14 protein-coding genes are annotated in these 17,305 nt (G+C 54.7%); 9 read left to right on the top strand and 5 right to left on the bottom strand.

The features are described from left to right. Positions 1–23 precede the first annotated feature (23 nt). Complete coding sequence (locus HV243_RS21235) at positions 24–887, bottom strand: YjjW family glycine radical enzyme activase (protein WP_053389010.1); 864 nt, start codon at positions 885–887, stop codon at positions 24–26. After that, positions 859–2,409: a YjjI family glycine radical enzyme gene (locus tag HV243_RS21230; protein ID WP_053389009.1), complete on the bottom strand. Its 1,551-nt coding sequence runs from the start codon at positions 2,407–2,409 to the stop codon at positions 859–861. The genes HV243_RS21235 and HV243_RS21230 overlap by 29 nt, the downstream gene beginning before the upstream one ends. Before the next feature lie 261 nt (positions 2,410–2,670). Here HV243_RS21230 and deoC point away from each other — a divergent pair, with 261 nt between their 5' ends. From deoC to deoD, 4 genes are all read left to right on the top strand, one after another. Beyond that, complete coding sequence (deoC, locus tag HV243_RS21225; protein ID WP_016155634.1) at positions 2,671–3,450, top strand: deoxyribose-phosphate aldolase; 780 nt, start codon at positions 2,671–2,673, stop codon at positions 3,448–3,450. 179 nt (positions 3,451–3,629) lie between these two features. Further along, a complete protein-coding gene (deoA, locus tag HV243_RS21220; protein WP_016151609.1) occupies positions 3,630–4,952 on the top strand; it encodes a thymidine phosphorylase in 1,323 nt (440 codons plus the stop codon). Between the two features lie 50 nt (positions 4,953–5,002). Then, positions 5,003–6,226 (top strand): phosphopentomutase, encoded by a 1,224-nt coding sequence (deoB, locus tag HV243_RS21215; protein ID WP_053389008.1) that lies wholly within the window; start codon positions 5,003–5,005, stop codon positions 6,224–6,226. 199 nt (positions 6,227–6,425) lie between these two features. Further along, positions 6,426–7,145, top strand: a complete 720-nt coding sequence (gene deoD, locus HV243_RS21210; protein ID WP_000224864.1) for a purine-nucleoside phosphorylase — start codon at positions 6,426–6,428, stop codon at positions 7,143–7,145. Positions 7,146–7,230: 85 nt separating this feature from the next. Here the strand turns inward: deoD and lplA are convergent, their stop codons facing one another. Further along, on the bottom strand, positions 7,231–8,247 hold the full coding sequence (gene lplA, locus HV243_RS21205; RefSeq protein WP_053389007.1) for a lipoate--protein ligase LplA: 1,017 nt from the start codon (positions 8,245–8,247) through the stop codon (positions 7,231–7,233). A gap of 20 nt (positions 8,248–8,267) precedes the next feature. Next, on the bottom strand, positions 8,268–8,909 hold the full coding sequence (locus HV243_RS21200; RefSeq protein WP_016151612.1) for a YtjB family periplasmic protein: 642 nt from the start codon (positions 8,907–8,909) through the stop codon (positions 8,268–8,270). A 115-nt stretch (positions 8,910–9,024) separates the two neighbouring features. Between HV243_RS21200 and serB the strand changes: the two genes are divergently transcribed. From serB to nadR, 3 genes are all read left to right on the top strand, one after another. Continuing rightward, positions 9,025–9,993, top strand: coding sequence for a phosphoserine phosphatase (gene serB, locus HV243_RS21195; RefSeq protein ID WP_003829946.1), 969 nt, complete (start codon positions 9,025–9,027; stop codon positions 9,991–9,993). Between the two features lie 83 nt (positions 9,994–10,076). Then, a complete protein-coding gene (gene radA, locus HV243_RS21190; RefSeq protein WP_053389006.1) occupies positions 10,077–11,459 on the top strand; it encodes a DNA repair protein RadA in 1,383 nt (460 codons plus the stop codon). Positions 11,460–11,524: 65 nt separating this feature from the next. Further along, on the top strand, positions 11,525–12,754 hold the full coding sequence (gene nadR / locus HV243_RS21185; RefSeq protein ID WP_016151614.1) for a multifunctional transcriptional regulator/nicotinamide-nucleotide adenylyltransferase/ribosylnicotinamide kinase NadR: 1,230 nt from the start codon (positions 11,525–11,527) through the stop codon (positions 12,752–12,754). 99 nt (positions 12,755–12,853) lie between these two features. On the opposite strand, the gene ettA is transcribed toward nadR, so the two are convergent. Then, positions 12,854–14,521, bottom strand: coding sequence for an energy-dependent translational throttle protein EttA (gene ettA, locus HV243_RS21180; protein WP_003019019.1), 1,668 nt, complete (start codon positions 14,519–14,521; stop codon positions 12,854–12,856). A 408-nt stretch (positions 14,522–14,929) separates the two neighbouring features. Between ettA and sltY the strand changes: the two genes are divergently transcribed. Then, positions 14,930–16,867 carry a murein transglycosylase gene (sltY, locus tag HV243_RS21175; protein WP_149330695.1) on the top strand — a complete coding sequence of 646 codons (1,938 nt, stop codon included), beginning with the start codon at positions 14,930–14,932 and terminating at the stop codon, positions 16,865–16,867. 89 nt (positions 16,868–16,956) lie between these two features. Next, the gene (gene trpR, locus HV243_RS21170; protein WP_019078321.1) at positions 16,957–17,283 is read left to right on the top strand and encodes a trp operon repressor; all 327 of its coding nucleotides are present in this window, start codon (positions 16,957–16,959) and stop codon (positions 17,281–17,283) included. The last annotated feature ends 22 nt before the right edge of the window (positions 17,284–17,305 follow it).

Raw genomic sequence — 17,305 nt, 5'->3', positions numbered from 1 at the left:
GACGGATACGTCGCATCCGGCAATCACAGGTACAGCGCCGGGAAGATCAAATTATCCACCCCGCGCTCGCGCAATCCTTGCGCCAGTTGCTCCACATCCTCAGGCGTGGCGCTCGGCCAGTCCTTCGCTTCGCCGTACACCCCGTGCGCATGAAAGGCATTTAGCCGCACTGGTACATCACCTGAACGTTTGATAAACGCCGCCAGTGCATCGATATGCTGTAGATAATCCACGTGGCCAGGAATAACCAGCAGGCGCAGTTCCGCAAGTTTTCCCTGCCCGGACAAAAAGGTAATGCTTTGTTTAATCAGCGTGTTATCGCGGCCAGTCAACTGTCGATGACACGCGCTATCCCAGGCTTTTAAATCGAGCATTACGCCGTCGCATACCGGCAGTAGTTTTTGCCAGCCGGTTTCGCTCAGCATGCCGTTGCTGTCTACCATGCAGGTCAGGTGTTGCAGCTGCGGATCGGTTTTGATCGCGTTAAACAGCGCCACGATAAACGGCAACTGGGTGGTCGCTTCGCCGCCGCTGACCGTAATTCCTTCAATAAACAGCACCGCCTTGCGAATATGCCGCAGCACTTCATCAACGCTCAGGGTTTGCGCCATCGGCGTGGCCTGCTGTGGGCACATGTGCAGGCAGGTATCGCACTGCTGACATACGTCGGATTGCCATCTCACTTTCCCCGCACTCAGGCTCAGCGCTTCATGCGGGCAATGCCGGACACATTCCCCGCAGTCGTTGCAGCGTCCCATCGTCCACGGATTGTGGCAATTTTTACAGCGCAGGTTACATCCTTGCAGAAACAGAGCCAGGCGACTGCCCGGCCCGTCGACGCAGGAGAAAGGAATGATCTTACTTACTGAAGCGCATCTGCTGTTCATGGCTAATCACGCGAGGTTGTCGTTCCAGAATGCGCGTATTGCGCGCGGCTTCTTCGCCCAGCCAAGTGGTGTTGGTGCGTGAACCTTCGGCGCGATATTTTTCCAGATCCGACAGGCGTACCATATAGCCGGTGACGCGGACCAGATCGTTACCACTCACGTTGGCAGTAAACTCACGCATCCCAGCTTTAAACGCCCCGAGGCACAATTGCACCAGCGCCTGAGGATTGCGCTTGATGGTTTCATCCAGCGTGAGAATGTCGCTGATCCCAGCGTGATAATACGCATGATGCGGCGCGACGGTTTGCAGGTGAGTGATCGGATCCGGCTCATCGCCGTAGGGCAGACGCGCGCCCGGCGTGGTGCCGATGTCAGAACTGATCCCTGACTGTGCGTGCAGCATTGCGCGCTGCTTCCAGCCAAATTTCACCGGGGTACTTTCTACAAACTCCGCCAGTTGGGCGCTGATGCGATAGCCGAGCTGATTGGCGACCTCGTCTTTTCCGTAGCGAGCATTCTGCCCCGCCTTATCGCACAGCAGGTTCACCGCCTCCGCCAGGCCATACATGCCGAACATAGGGACAAAACGTTCGGGATCAATCAACCCTTCCTGCACCAGGAAGCTATTCTCAAAGAAATGTGATTTTTCATAGAGGAATTCACATCGTGAATCAATGATGGCGATTTGCTGCTGGCAATAGTGCGGTAGGGTGCGCGTAAAGAAGTCATCGACAGAGGTGCTGCGCTCTGCGATGGCTTTCAGATTGAGCCTGACCAGCGTGCTTCCACCCCCGGCGAGCGGCAACGAGTTGTAACAGCTGACGACGCCATACTGACCTTTTGTGAAAATTTTATCATTTTCGGGGCCGTTGGAAATGTGCGGCTTACTGCACTCGCAGATATTTTTCGCCACGTTGAGCAGCAGGTCGTCAGGTGTAATTTGCGGATCATAAATGAACGTCAGATTAGGCGAAACCTGCTTTAACTCTGCTTCTGCGCGTAAAATTGCACGGGTGACAGGCGTATCTGCGGGGCCGATATTGGCATGCATAAATGCGTCTGGCAGGGTTCTGTCGAGATAACGCCAGAAACGTTTTATTCGAATATCGATCTCATCTTGTGTTAGAATTCTAACATACGGTTGCAGCAGAACGTCGAGCTGGCCGAGATAGACCGGCATCGAGGTGACTGACGGAACGTGGTGATACAGGATGGTGAGTAAGGATAACGCGTCATCAAGATCCCTGGCTCCTTCCAGTTCCAGCCATGAGGAACCGTTGGCCAGAAAACGCGCGTAGTCGGGTAAAACATAGCGCGGTTTGAACGGGGCATGACCTTCATACATATCGCAGATCACCCCGTCATCCAGCGCTTGGCGAGCCTCAGCAGGTAGTTGCGGGTAAGGCAGCGCGTTTTCAGCCTCCAGCGCCAGGAAGTGGCGTTTCTGCTCAGGGCTGAGCACCGGACTGGTCACGATTTGTTGGCAACGCTGTTGCAGCGCGAGTTCGCTTGAAGTGGGCATCGTTGATTCCTTTTTATCCCGAAGGTGTAACGCCATTGTAGAAAGCAACGCCGCCACAACCTTTGATCCGGATGCGCCTGATGCCACCGCATCCCTTCTTGAAAGGTAATTTATTTGAAGTAGATCTCATTAGAGTAATGCAAATCTGTATGTGGTTTTCATTAACTGTGATGTATATCGAAGTGTAATAGCGAGCGGATGTTAGAATACTAACAAACTCGCAAGGTGAAATTTTATACGGCGATGCCGTTGGAGAATGTTATGACCGATTTAACAGCAAGCAGCCTGCGTGCACTGAAACTGATGGACCTGACCACCCTGAATGACGACGACACCAATGAAAAAGTGATCGCGCTGTGTCATCAGGCGAAGACCCCGGTAGGCAACACTGCCGCTATTTGCATCTATCCGCGTTTCATCCCTATCGCGCGTAAAACGCTGAAAGAGCAAGGCACTCCGGACATCCGTATTGCAACCGTGACCAACTTCCCGCACGGCAACGACGACATCGAGATTGCGCTGGCTGAAACCCGCGCGGCGATTGCCTACGGCGCGGATGAAGTTGACGTGGTGTTCCCTTACCGTGCCCTGATCGCCGGTAACGAGCAGGTTGGTTTTGATCTGGTTAAAGCATGTAAAGATGCGTGTGCGGCGGCAAACGTGCTGCTGAAAGTGATCATCGAAACCGGTGAGCTGAAAGAAGAGAGTCTTATCCGTAAAGCGTCTGAAATCTCCATCAAAGCGGGTGCTGATTTCATCAAAACCTCTACCGGTAAAGTGCCGGTAAATGCGACGCCGGAAAGCGCACGCATCATGATGGAAGTGATCCGCGACATGGGCGTTTCTAAAACTGTAGGTTTCAAACCGGCAGGCGGCGTGCGTACCGCAGAAGATGCACAGCAGTTCCTGGCGATTGCTGACGAACTGTTTGGCGCTGACTGGGCCGATTCCCGTCACTATCGTTTTGGCGCATCCAGCCTGCTGGCGAGCCTGCTGAAAGCGCTGGGTCACGGCGACGGTAAGAGCGCAAGCAGCTACTAATTACTCGTCATACTGCAAGCCGCAGGTGCGTTAGCTGCACTCCCTCACCCCAGTCACTTACTGTAGTAAGCGCCTGGGGATGAGCTTCCTTGCCGCTTCCTGCGACTCGAATTGTTTAGAGTAATCATTCATTGCAGTGGGTTTTCCGCTGCATTTAACCTGATTTATCGGGGGTTACCATGTTTCTCGCACAAGAAATTATTCGTAAAAAACGTGATGGTCATGCGCTGAGCGATGAAGAGATTCGTTTCTTTATCAATGGGATTCGCGACAACACCATCTCTGAAGGGCAAATCGCCGCCCTGGCGATGACCATTTTCTTCCACGATATGACAATGCCTGAGCGTGTTTCGCTGACCATGGCAATGCGTGATTCAGGAACCGTGCTGGACTGGAAAAGCCTGCAACTGAACGGCCCGATTGTGGATAAACACTCTACCGGCGGCGTGGGTGACGTAACATCACTGATGTTAGGCCCGATGGTCGCTGCATGCGGCGGCTATATTCCGATGATCTCCGGACGTGGTCTGGGTCATACCGGCGGTACGCTCGATAAACTGGAAGCCATCCCAGGGTTTGACATCTTCCCGGACGATGCGCGTTTCCGTGAAATTATTAAAGACGTGGGTGTGGCGATTATTGGGCAAACCAGCTCGCTCGCACCGGCGGACAAACGTTTTTATGCCACCCGCGATATTACCGCGACGGTGGATTCCATCCCGCTGATTACCGGCTCTATCCTGGCGAAAAAGCTGGCGGAAGGACTGGATGCGCTGGTGATGGACGTGAAAGTAGGCAGCGGCGCCTTTATGCCGACCTATGAGCTTTCTGAAGCGCTTGCCGAAGCGATTGTCGGCGTGGCGAACGGGGCGGGTGTACGTACCACCGCGCTGTTAACCGATATGAACCAGGTACTGGCATCCAGCGCAGGTAACGCGGTAGAAGTCCGCGAAGCGGTGCAGTTCCTGACAGGTGAATACCGCAATCCACGTCTGTTAGACGTCACGATGGCGCTGTGCGTGGAAATGCTGATCTCCGGCAATCTGGCGAAAGACGATGCCGAAGCCCGTGCGAAATTGCAGGCGGTGCTGGATAACGGCAAAGCGGCAGAGATTTTTGGTCGCATGGTTGCGGCGCAGAAAGGCCCGACCGATTTCGTCGAAAATTATGCGAAGTACCTGCCGACGGCAATGCTCAGCAAAGCGGTATATGCTGATACCGAAGGTTTTGTCAGCGCTATGGATACCCGTGCGCTGGGAATGGCGGTTGTTTCCATGGGCGGCGGTCGTCGTCAGGCTTCGGACACCATTGATTACAGCGTTGGCTTTAGCGACATGGCGCGTCTGGGCGACAGCGTAGACGGACAGCGTCCGCTGGCGGTGATCCACGCCAAAGACGAAGCCAGCTGGCAGGAAGCGGCGAAAGCGGTCAAAGCGGCAATTAGCCTTGACGATAAAGCGCCAGAAATTACACCGACAGTCTATCGTCGTATTACCGAATAACTGTATACTGATCTGATCGCTTTTTTGCGGCGCAGATGTTGGAGAACAAGATGAAACGTGCATTTATTATGGTGCTGGACTCCTTTGGTATTGGTGCGACTGAAGATGCGGATCGCTTTGGCGACGTAGGCTCAGACACTATGGGACACATTGCAGAAGCCTGTGCGAAAGGCGAAGCTGACAAGGGTCGCAAAGGTCCACTGAATCTGCCTAACCTGACCCGTCTGGGCCTGGTGAAAGCTCACGAAGGTTCTACCGGTAAAATTGCTGCTGGTATGGACGGTAACGCGGAAGTGATTGGTGCCTACGCCTGGGCGCATGAACTCTCTTCCGGGAAAGACACGCCGTCTGGCCACTGGGAAATCGCGGGTGTTCCGGTTCTGTTTGACTGGGGTTATTTCTCCGATCATGACAACAGCTTCCCGCAGGAACTGCTGGATAAACTGGTCAAACGTGCCAACCTGCCGGGCTACCTCGGCAACTGCCACTCTTCCGGTACCGTGATCCTGGATCAACTGGGTGAAGAGCATATGAAAACCGGCAAGCCGATTTTCTATACTTCTGCAGACTCCGTGTTCCAGATTGCCTGTCACGAAGAGACTTTTGGCTTGGATAAACTCTACGAACTGTGTGAAATCGCTCGTGAAGAACTGACCGAAGGTGGTTACAACATCGGTCGTGTTATCGCGCGTCCGTTTATCGGTGATAAAGCGGGTAATTTCCAGCGTACCGGTAACCGTCACGATCTGGCCGTTGAGCCGCCAGCACCGACTGTGCTGCAGAAACTGGTCGACGAGAAAGACGGTCAAGTGGTTTCCGTCGGTAAAATCGCGGATATTTACGCTAACTGCGGCATCACCAAAAAAGTGAAAGCTACCGGCCTGGACGCGCTGTTCGACGCCACCATCAAAGAGATGAAAGAAGCGGGTGATAAGACCATCGTCTTCACTAACTTCGTTGATTTCGACTCTTCCTGGGGACATCGTCGCGATATCGCTGGTTACGCTGCAGGTCTGGAACTGTTCGACCGCCGTTTGCCTGAACTGATGGAACTGGTGGGTGAAGATGACATTCTGATCCTGACCGCTGACCACGGCTGTGACCCGAGCTGGACCGGCACTGACCACACCCGTGAGCACATTCCGGTGCTGGTTTACGGCCCGAAAGTGAAACCAGGCTCTTTAGGTCACCGTGAAACTTTCGCGGATATTGGCCAGACGCTGGCGAGCTACTTTGGTACATCGCCGATGGACTACGGTAAAAACATGCTGTGATACCCGTTGTCTTTCGCGCTGTAGATGCGTTGACTTCATTCGCTCACCCCGGTCACATAGGTAATCTATGCTCCCGGGGGTTCCGAATTCGTCGCCTTCCTACAACGCGAAATCCTTAGGGTATTTGAATTCGTTTTGTCGGTTGGGTAAGGCAGTGCTACCCCCCCGACAAAAACAATAAATCAAAAGGGAACTGAAGATGGCAACTCCACATATTAATGCAGAAATGGGTGATTTCGCTGACGTCGTATTGATGCCGGGCGACCCGCTGCGCGCAAAGCATATTGCTGAAACTTTCCTCGAAGATGTTCGTGAAGTGAACAACGTTCGCGGCATGTTAGGTTTCACCGGTACTTACAAAGGCCGTAAGATCTCCGTTATGGGTCACGGGATGGGTATCCCGTCCTGCTCTATCTACACCAAAGAGCTGATCACCGATTTTGGCGTGAAGAAAATCATTCGCGTAGGCTCCTGCGGCGCTGTGCGTATGGACGTTAAACTGCGTGACGTGGTTATCGGTATGGGCGCCTGCACCGACTCCAAAGTAAACCGTATCCGTTTTAAAGATCATGACTTCGCAGCTATCGCTGACTTCGACATGGTGCGTAATGCAGTTGATGCGGCAAAAGCGCTGGGCGTAGACGCGCGCGTGGGCAACCTGTTCTCCGCTGACCTGTTCTACTCTCCGGACGGCGAAATGTTCGACGTAATGGAAAAATACGGCGTGCTGGGCGTGGAAATGGAAGCGGCGGGTATCTACGGCGTTGCGGCTGAGTTTGGTGCGAAAGCGCTGACCATCTGCACCGTGTCCGACCATATCCGTACTCACGAGCAGACCACTGCCGCTGAACGTCAGACGACCTTCAACGACATGATCAAAATCGCACTGGAATCCGTTCTGCTGGGCGATAAAGAGTAAGTGTTGTGATGCCCGGTAGCGCTGCGCTTACCGGGCATACAATCGATGTATGCCGGACCGCCATCCGGCATTTTCAGGCCCGCGTTTAGCTCACTGCACTGGCAATCCACGCTGACAGCTCGCGTAACTCTTTCTCCTGCTGTGGGAAATCAACCAGCAGCGCTTCGCACTCCTGTTGCAGCATATCCGCACGGTACAAACACCCCTGCAGACGACCCGCCAGCGCTTCTAACGGCGCGGGATTGAGGCTGTCGGTAAAGACCTGCGTACGGGTAATATGACCTTTTTCCACGTCGAAATGCAGCTCAACGCCGCCCCAGGTGAAACGCTCGTCCAGAAGATGCGAGAACGCGGGCGCCTGACCAAAATTCCACTCCCAACTGCTCTGACGGGCAAAGGTTTCGGCAAAGTTCGGCAGATCCGGGGTTTTGTCCGGCGAGATAATATCCGCTTCGACACGTTCGCCGTAGTGGGCAAAAAAGGCTTCCGTGATGGCCTGACAGACCTGTTTGTGGGTGATGCCCGGCAACAGCTCCGTTAGATTCGCTACGCGCGAGCGAACCGAGGTGATGCCTTTGGCGGCGAGTTTCTTTTTATCCGGATTGAGATAGTTTGCCAGGCGGCTGAGATCGGCGTTCAACAACAGCGTGCCGTGGTGGAATCCGCGGTCTTTCGTTTCCCGATAAGCAGAGCCGGAAACTTTGCGATCGCCGTCTGGCGTTTTCACGACCAGATCGTTACGCCCGGAGGCGTCGGCGTCTACGCCCAGCGCGTTCAGGGCATGGAGGACAATAGCAGTAGAGATGGTTTTGTCGTACTCCGGTTTACCGGCCATAAAGGTAAAGCAGGTATTGCCTAAGTCATGGAACACCGCGCCGCCGCCGCTGCTGCGACGGGCGAGCCGCACGTTGTCTTCTTCCATACGGCGGGTATTACACTCTTTCCACGGGTTTTGCGCCCGGCCAATCACCACCGTATCGGCGTTACGCCACAAGAACAGGACGCGCTGCGTGGCGGGCATCTGGCGAAAAATGCACTCTTCGACCGCGAGGTTAAACCACGGATCGTAAGAGTCTGAGATAAGCAGGCGTAGTGTCGTCATGGTCGATTTCCTTTCTGTTATTACTCTTTCTTCTCGTTATCTTCTTCCTGTACCGGTTTGTTGGCGGTCAGCAGGAAAGGGGATTGCTGCCAGCGGGTGCGCTTGCCTTGCAACAAGGTACGGGTGAGCACCACGCCAATTGCCAGTGACAGAAGCAGCATTAGGCGTAAGATGTTGGTGGTGTTATCCACCTGCTTGGCTTCGGTGGCGAGCGTGTGGGTATCCAGCGTCAGGCGTAGATAGCCCAGTGGACCATTTCTTCCCTGAATGGGCTCGACAATCTGCTGGTTAAAATAGCCCCCGGCTTTTTTGCCGTCCAACGCCAGTCGGTCACGAACGTTGACGCTCTCACCGGTGCGTGTAATCAGGTCTCCCTGTTCATCGTAGACCCCCGCATCCAGAATACGGCTACTTTCCGTGAGCTGCGAGAGTACCGCTTTAATGCGCTTTTCATCCGGCGTTTCGGTACGCATCAGCGGGGCGACGTTCAAGGAGACCTGGCGAGCCAGCGTGCGCGCCAGCTCTTCGAGCTGCGGATTACGCTGCTGTTGGTGGCTTTGACTAAACCAGGACGCGCCCTGCATCAGAGCAACGAGCAGCGCAAGGCAGGACAATACAATCACTGCACGATGAAGTCGGAATTTCAGTTTTGTGCGAGCCATATTCCACCTGCTGAAAATTTGAGACTTAATGTTGCCAGAAGCGCTGGTTACAGGGTAGCCTCATGCGTTATTTTCCCCTGATGATTCCGACCCGAACGATTTTACAGGAGCTTTAATGCCTAACATTACCTGGTGCGATCTACCTGAAGATGTTTCTCTGTGGCCAGGTCTGCCTCTCTCTTTAAGCGGTGATGAAGTCATGCCGCTGGATTACCACGCGGGCCGCAGTGGCTGGCTGCTGTACGGTCGTGGGCTGGATAAACAACGGTTAACGCAATACCAGAGCAAACTGGGTGCAGCGATGGTGATCGTGGCGGCGTGGTGCGTTGAGGATTATCAGGTGATTCGTCTGGCGGGCTCGTTAACGCCGCGTGCGGCAAAACTGGCGCATGATGCCAAACTGGATGTTGCGCCACTGGGTAAAATTCCGCATTTGCGCACGCCGGGTTTGCTGGTGATGGACATGGATTCAACGGCTATCCAGATCGAGTGTATCGATGAAATTGCCAAACTGGCGGGAACCGGCGAAATGGTTGCGGAAGTCACCGAACGCGCGATGCGCGGCGAGCTGGACTTTACCGCCAGCTTGCGCAGCCGCGTGGCGACGTTGAAGGGCGCTGATGCCAATATTTTGCACCAGGTGCGCGAAACGCTACCACTGATGCCTGGCCTGACTCAGCTGGTGTTAAAACTGGAAACGCTCGGCTGGAAAGTGGCAATTGCCTCCGGCGGTTTTACCTTCTTTGCCGATTATCTGCGTAACAAACTACGTCTGACGGCGGCTGTGGCAAACGAGCTGGAGATCATGGATGGTAAATTCACCGGCAACGTGATCGGCGATATCGTCGATGCCCAGTACAAAGCCAACACCCTGACCCGCCTGGCGCAGGAGTATGAGATCCCGATGGCGCAGACGGTGGCGATCGGCGATGGCGCCAACGATCTGCCGATGATCAAAACGGCTGGACTGGGTATAGCGTATCATGCCAAACCCAAAGTGAATGAAAAGACGGAGATTACGATTCGTCACGCTGACCTGATGGGCGTGTTCTGCATTCTCTCTGGCAGCATGAACCAGAAATGATTTAATTGCCTGATGGCAAAGTGACCGTAGGCCGGATAAGCGCCCACGCTGTCCGGTAAACGCGCTAACGAAAGAGGTAAAACGTGGCCAAAGCTCCAAAACGCGCCTTTGTTTGTAACGAATGCGGGGCCGATTACCCGCGCTGGCAAGGGCAATGCAGCGCCTGTCAGGCCTGGAACACCATTACCGAGGTACGCCTTGCAGCGTCACCAACGGTGGCGCGTAACGAGCGGCTCAGCGGCTATGCCGGGAATGCGGGCGTCGCAAAAGTGCAGAAGCTGTCTGATATCAGCCTTGAAGAGTTGCCGCGTTTTTCCACCGGATTTAAAGAGTTTGACCGCGTGCTGGGCGGCGGTGTGGTGCCCGGCAGCGCCATCCTGATTGGCGGTAACCCCGGCGCAGGGAAATCAACGCTGCTGCTGCAAACGCTGTGCAAGCTCGCTGAGCAGATGAAAACCTTGTACGTCACCGGCGAAGAGTCTTTGCAACAGGTGGCGATGCGCGCGCATCGACTCGGTCTGCCGACGGCGAATCTGAACATGCTGTCGGAAACCAGTATCGAACAAATTTGCCTGATTGCCGAAGAAGAACAGCCGAGGCTGATGGTTATCGACTCCATTCAGGTGATGCACATGGCGGATATTCAGTCTTCGCCGGGCAGCGTGGCACAGGTACGCGAAACCGCGGCTTACCTGACCCGCTTCGCCAAAACGCGCGGCGTGGCGATTGTCATGGTCGGCCACGTCACCAAAGACGGCTCGCTGGCCGGTCCAAAGGTGCTGGAGCACTGTATTGACTGCTCGGTGCTGCTCGACGGCGACGCCGATTCTCGTTTTCGTACTCTGCGTAGCCATAAAAACCGCTTTGGCGCGGTGAATGAACTGGGCGTCTTTGCCATGACCGAACAGGGGCTGCGTGAAGTTAGCAACCCTTCCGCTATCTTCTTAAGCCGTGGCGATGAAGTCACCTCCGGCAGTTCGGTGATGGTGGTCTGGGAAGGCACGCGCCCATTGCTGGTGGAGATTCAGGCGCTGGTCGACCATTCGATGATGGCGAATCCGCGTCGTGTGGCGGTCGGTCTGGAGCAGAACCGTCTGGCGATTCTGCTGGCCGTGCTGCATCGTCACGGCGGCTTGCAGATGGCGGATCAGGACGTGTTCGTCAACGTGGTTGGCGGCGTGAAGGTTACCGAAACCAGCGCCGATCTGGCACTGCTACTGGCAATGGTTTCCAGCCTGCGCGACCGACCGCTGCCGCAGGACTTAGTGGTCTTTGGCGAAGTGGGACTGGCGGGCGAAATCCGTCCGGTACCCAGCGGCCAGGAGCGTATTTCCGAAGCGGCGAAGCACGGCTTTCGTCGGGCGATTGTTCCTGCCGCCAACGTGCCGAAAAAAGTGCCGGAAGGGATGCAGGTCTTTGGCGTTAAGAAGCTTACGGATGCTTTAAGCGTGTTTGACGACCTATAATAAAATACCCGCCGTCTTTCCGGCGGTATTGGGTATTACGTTTATTTTTACAGCAGGAGGCTCTTGTGTCATTTGATTATCTGAAAACTGCCATTAAGCAAAAGGGCTGTACCCTGCAACAGGTGGCAGATGCAAGTGGCATGACCAAGGGATATTTAAGTCAACTGCTGAATGCCAAAATTAAAAGCCCCAGCGCGCAAAAGCTGGAGGCGTTGCACCGGTTTCTCGGGCTGGAGTTTCCGCGCCAGCAGAAGAATATCGGTGTGGTATTCGGTAAGTTTTATCCGCTGCATACCGGCCATATCTATCTTATCCAGCGCGCGTGTAGTCAGGTCGATGAACTGCATATCATCATGGGATATGACGACACGCGCGATCGCAGCCTGTTTGAAGACAGCGCTATGTCGCAACAGCCCACGGTGCCCGATCGTCTACGCTGGCTGCTGCAAACCTTTAAGTATCAGAAAAATATCCGTATTCATGCCTTCAACGAAGAGGGTATGGAGCCGTACCCACACGGTTGGGATGTGTGGAGCAACGGGATCAAAACGTTTATGCAGGAGAAAGGGATCCAGCCTAACTGGATTTACACCTCTGAAGAGTCAGATGCCCCGCAGTATCTGGAACATCTGGGGATCGAAACCGTGCTGGTGGATCCCAAACGGACGTTTATGAACATCAGCGGCGGGCAAATCCGTGAGAACCCGTTTCGCTACTGGGAGTATATTCCTACAGAAGTGAAGCCGTTTTTCGTGCGCACTGTGGCGATCCTCGGCGGAGAGTCGAGCGGAAAATCGACGCTGGTGAACAAGCTCGCCAATATCTTTAACACTACCAGTGCGTGGGAATATGGGCGTGATTACGTCTTCTCCCATTTGGGTGGTGATGAGATGGCGTTGCAGTATTCTGACTACGATAAAATCGCCCTGGGACAAGCCCAATACATTGATTTTGCAGTCAAGTATGCCAATAAAGTGGCGTTTATCGACACCGATTTCGTTACCACTCAGGCCTTCTGCAAAAAGTATGAAGGGCGTGAACACCCGTTTGTGCAGGCCCTGATTGACGAGTATCGCTTTGACCTGGTGATCCTGCTGGAGAACAATACTCCATGGGTGGCGGATGGCTTACGCAGTCTCGGCAGTTCGGTTGACAGAAAAGCGTTTCAGTCGCTGCTGGTCGAGATGCTGCAGGAAAACAATATCAATTTTGTGCACGTTCAGGAGCCCGACTATGACGGTCGATTTCTGCGCTGCGTGGAGTTGGTGAAAGAGTTGATGGGCGAGCAGAGATAGCGTAAATGCCGGATGGCGTTGCGCTTATCCGGCCTACAAGTCGCACTAACCTCGTAGGCCGGATGAGGCGTAACGCCGCCATCCGGCGCTTAACGGTAATTACTTCGAAATACGCTTGTACTTAATACGCTTCGGCTCCAGCGCATCTGCGCCCAGCGTGCGTTTCTTGTACTCTTCGTATTCGGTAAAGTTACCTTCGAAGAACTCAACCTTACCTTCATCCTGGTAATCCAGAATGTGGGTCGCGATACGGTCGAGGAACCAACGGTCGTGCGAGATGACCATCGCGCAGCCCGGGAACTCCAGCAGGGCGTTTTCCAGCGCGCGCAGGGTTTCGATATCCAGGTCGTTGGTTGGTTCATCAAGCAGCAGCATGTTGCCGCCAACCTGCAGCAGCTTCGCCAGGTGCAGACGACCGCGCTCACCGCCGGAGAGTTCGCCTACGCGTTTACCCTGATCAACACCTTTAAAGTTGAAGCGGCCTACGTAGGCGCGGCTTGGCATCTCGGTGTTGCCGATCTTCATGATATCCAGCCCGCCGGAAACTTCTTCCCACACGGTTTTGCTGTTGTCCATGGCGTCACGGAACTGGTCAACGGAGGCCAGCTTGACGGTTTCACCCAGTGTGATGGTGCCGCTGTCTGGCTGTTCCTGACCGGACATCATACGGAACAGGGTAGATTTACCCGCGCCGTTCGGACCGATGATGCCGACGATGGCGCCTTTCGGTACGGAGAAGCTCAGGTCGTCAATCAGAACGCGATCGCCGTAGGATTTACGCAGATTGGTGACTTCAACGACTTTATCACCCAGACGTGCTCCAGGTGGGATAAACAGTTCGTTGGTTTCGTTACGCTTCTGGTATTCGGTGTTGTTCAGCTCTTCAAAACGTGCCAGACGGGCTTTACCCTTAGACTGACGGCCTTTAGCGCCCTGACGCACCCACTCCAGCTCTTTCTCAATGGATTTACGGCGAGCCGCTTCCTGAGACGCTTCCTGCGCCAGACGCTGATCTTTCTGCTCCAGCCAGGAGGAGTAGTTGCCTTCCCATGGAATACCTTCGCCGCGGTCAAGCTCCAGAATCCAGCCCGCAACGTTGTCGAGGAAGTAACGGTCGTGGGTAATCGCCACCACGGTGCCTTCGAAGTCGTGCAGGAAGCGTTCCAGCCACGCAACGGATTCGGCGTCCAGGTGGTTAGTCGGTTCGTCGAGCAGCAGCATGTCTGGTTTTTCCAGCAGCAGGCGGCACAGCGCGACGCGGCGGCGTTCACCACCGGAGAGATTCTCAATTTTAGCGTCCCAGTCCGGCAGACGCAGGGCGTCAGCGGCACGCTCAAGCTGCACGTTCAGGTTATGACCGTCGTGCGCCTGAATGATCTCTTCAAACTTGCCCTGTTGCGCAGCGAGTTTATCGAAGTCGGCGTCCGGCTCGGCGTACTTTGCGTACACTTCATCCAGACCTTTCAGCGCGTTAACCACTTCGGCAACCGCTTCTTCCACGGATTCACGAACGGTATGTTCCGGGTTCAGTTTCGGTTCCTGCGGCAGGTAACCGATTTTAATGCCAGGCTGTGGGCGAGCTTCACCTTCGATATCGGTATCAATGCCGGCCATGATGCGCAGCAGGGTCGATTTACCCGCGCCGTTCAGACCAAGAACACCGATTTTGGCGCCAGGGAAGAAGCTCAGTGAGATGTTTTTAAGAATATGACGTTTCGGCGGAACGACTTTGCCGACACGATGCATGGTATAAACAAATTGGGCCACGTTGGACTCGCCTCTTTATTTATCCCGTCATACTTCAAGCTACAGATGCGTTGGCTGTGAGTTACTCGGCTCATCCATGAGCCTCGCCCTTGCGGGCCGCTGCTCCGCAGCGTTCAAATCTGTTCCTGACAGATTTGTTGTTCCCCCCAGTCACGCACTTTGTACGCTCAGGGGATTTACTCCCTCGCCGCCTTGCTGCAACTTGAATTATTTAGGGCTAATTATTGGTAAATAGTTATCAAAGGCGAAGTGTAGCCTTTTTCATTGCCCAATCCCAGCCAGCAGATCTCACTCGCAACAAAAGTAAAAAAGTGTCCGTGACGTGGCGCATTCTGCAATGTCTGGTTAGCATGAACTAATTAAGCGGCATGATGCTGCACAGACGTAACATGAGAAGAGGAAGAGCTTGTGGACAAAGCCAATCAATTTACCTGGCGCCTGCTGGCGGCCAGCGTATGTCTGCTGACGGTCAGTCAAGTGGCGCGAGCCGATTCCCTGGATGAGCAGCGCAATCGCTATGCGCAAATTAAACAGGCCTGGGATAACCGACAGATGGATGTCGTAGAGCAGATGATGCCCGGCCTGAAGGATTATCCTCTGTATCCTTATCTGGAATATCGTCAGATTACTGACGATCTGATGAATCAGCCTACCATTACCGTTACCAATTTTGTGCGCGCCAACCCGACGCTGCCCCCCGCGCGTACTCTGCAATCACGTTTCGTGAATGAACTGGCGCGACGGGAGGACTGGCGTGGACTGCTGGCGTTCAGCCCAGAAAAACCGGGTACCACGGAAGCGCAATGCAACTATTACTTTGCGAAATGGAGCACCGGGCAAACCGAAGAGGCCTGGCAGGGCGCGAAAGAACTGTGGTTGAGCGGGAAAAGCCAGCCGAACGCCTGTGACAAATTATTCGGCGTATGGCGCGCCTCAGGAACTCAGGATCCGCTGGCGTATCTGGAGCGTATTCGTCTGGCGATGAAAGCCGGGAATACCGGTCTGGTCACGGCGTTGGCTGGACAAATGCCCGCGCAATACCAAACTATCGCTTCGGCGATCATCGCGCTGGCCAACGATCCGAATTCGGTGATGACCTTTGCACGCACCACTGGCGCGACGGATTTCACCCGACAGATGGCGGCGGTGGCTTTTTCCAGCGTGGCGCGTCAGGACGCGGAAAACGCCCGCCTGATGATCCCATCTCTGGCGCAGGCGCAACAGCTGAATGACGAGCAAACCCAGGAGCTGCGCGACATCGTCGCCTGGCGTCTGATGGGCAATGACGTTACCGATGAGCAGGCCAAATGGCGCGATGACGCCATTATGCGCTCGAATTCCACCTCGCTTGTGGAGCGCCGGGTGCGCATGGCACTGGGAACCGGCGATCGTCGTGGTCTGAATACCTGGCTGGCGCGTCTGCCAATGGAAGCAAAAGAGAAAGATGAGTGGCGTTACTGGCAGGCGGATCTGCTGCTTGAGCGCGGGCGTGAGGCGGAAGCCAAAGAGATCCTGCACCAGCTCATGCAGCAGCGCGGTTTCTATCCGATGGTGGCGGCACAGCGTCTGGGTGAAGAGTACGAGCTGAAAGTGGATAAAGCCCCGGCAAACGTTGACTCTGCGCTGACTCAGGGACCGGAAATGGCACGTGTGCGCGAGCTAATGTACTGGAACCTGGACAATACCGCACGCAGTGAATGGGCGAATCTGGTCACCAGTCGCACGAAGTCTGAGCAGGCTCAGCTGGCGCGTTACGCGTTCAACAATCACTGGTGGGATCTGAGCGTACAAGCGACGATCGCCGGTAAGCTGTGGGATCATCTGGAAGAGCGTTTCCCACTGGCCTACAAGGATCTGTTTACACGCTACACCAGCGGCAAGGATATTCCGCCAAGCTATGCGATGGCGATAGCGCGTCAGGAAAGCGCCTGGAACCCGAAAGTAAAATCGCCGGTTGGTGCCAGCGGGCTGATGCAGATTATGCCGGGCACGGCGACGCATACGGTGAAAATGTTCACGATTCCAGGTTACAGCAGCCCGAGCCAACTACTGGATCCTGATACCAACATCAACATTGGTACCAGCTATTTACAGTATGTCTATCAGCAATTCGGTAATAACCGCATTTTCGCGTCGGCGGCCTATAACGCCGGACCGGGGCGCGTTCGCACCTGGCTTGGCAATAGCGCGGGTCGTATCGATGCTGTCGCGTTTGTCGAAAGCATTCCATTCTCTGAGACGCGTGGCTACGTGAAGAACGTGCTGGCTTACGATGCGTACTATCGCTATTTCCTCGGTGACAAACCGGAGTTGATGAGCGACGCAGAATGGCAACGTCGTTACTGATCGTGTCGGTTGTGTTATGCTATCGTACTCGTTAAAGAGTACAAAAGGGGGAGGCAAGCACGCTTCCCCCGCAACGATGGCGATAACTTATGACTCAGCAATCACCCTATTCGGCAGAGATGGCAGAACAGCGTCACCAGGAGTGGTTACGTTTTGTCGATCTGCTTAAACACGCCTATGAACAAGACTTACACCTGCCCTTGCTCAATTTGATGTTAACGCCGGATGAGCGCGAAGCGCTGGGCACGCGCGTGCGTATCATTGAAGAGCTGCTGCGCGGCGAGATGAGTCAGCGCGAGCTTAAAAACGAGCTCGGGGCGGGGATCGCCACCATTACACGGGGGTCGAACAGCCTCAAATCCGCACCGGTGGATCTGCGTCATTGGCTGGAGCAGGTGCTGCTAAAAAATGCCTGATGGCACTTCGCTTTCAGGCCTA

This window comes from Citrobacter sp. RHBSTW-00599 (genome assembly GCF_013784065.1).
Taxonomy (GTDB): domain Bacteria; phylum Pseudomonadota; class Gammaproteobacteria; order Enterobacterales; family Enterobacteriaceae; genus Citrobacter; species Citrobacter braakii.
This window is presented reverse-complemented; position numbering and strand designations above follow the sequence as displayed.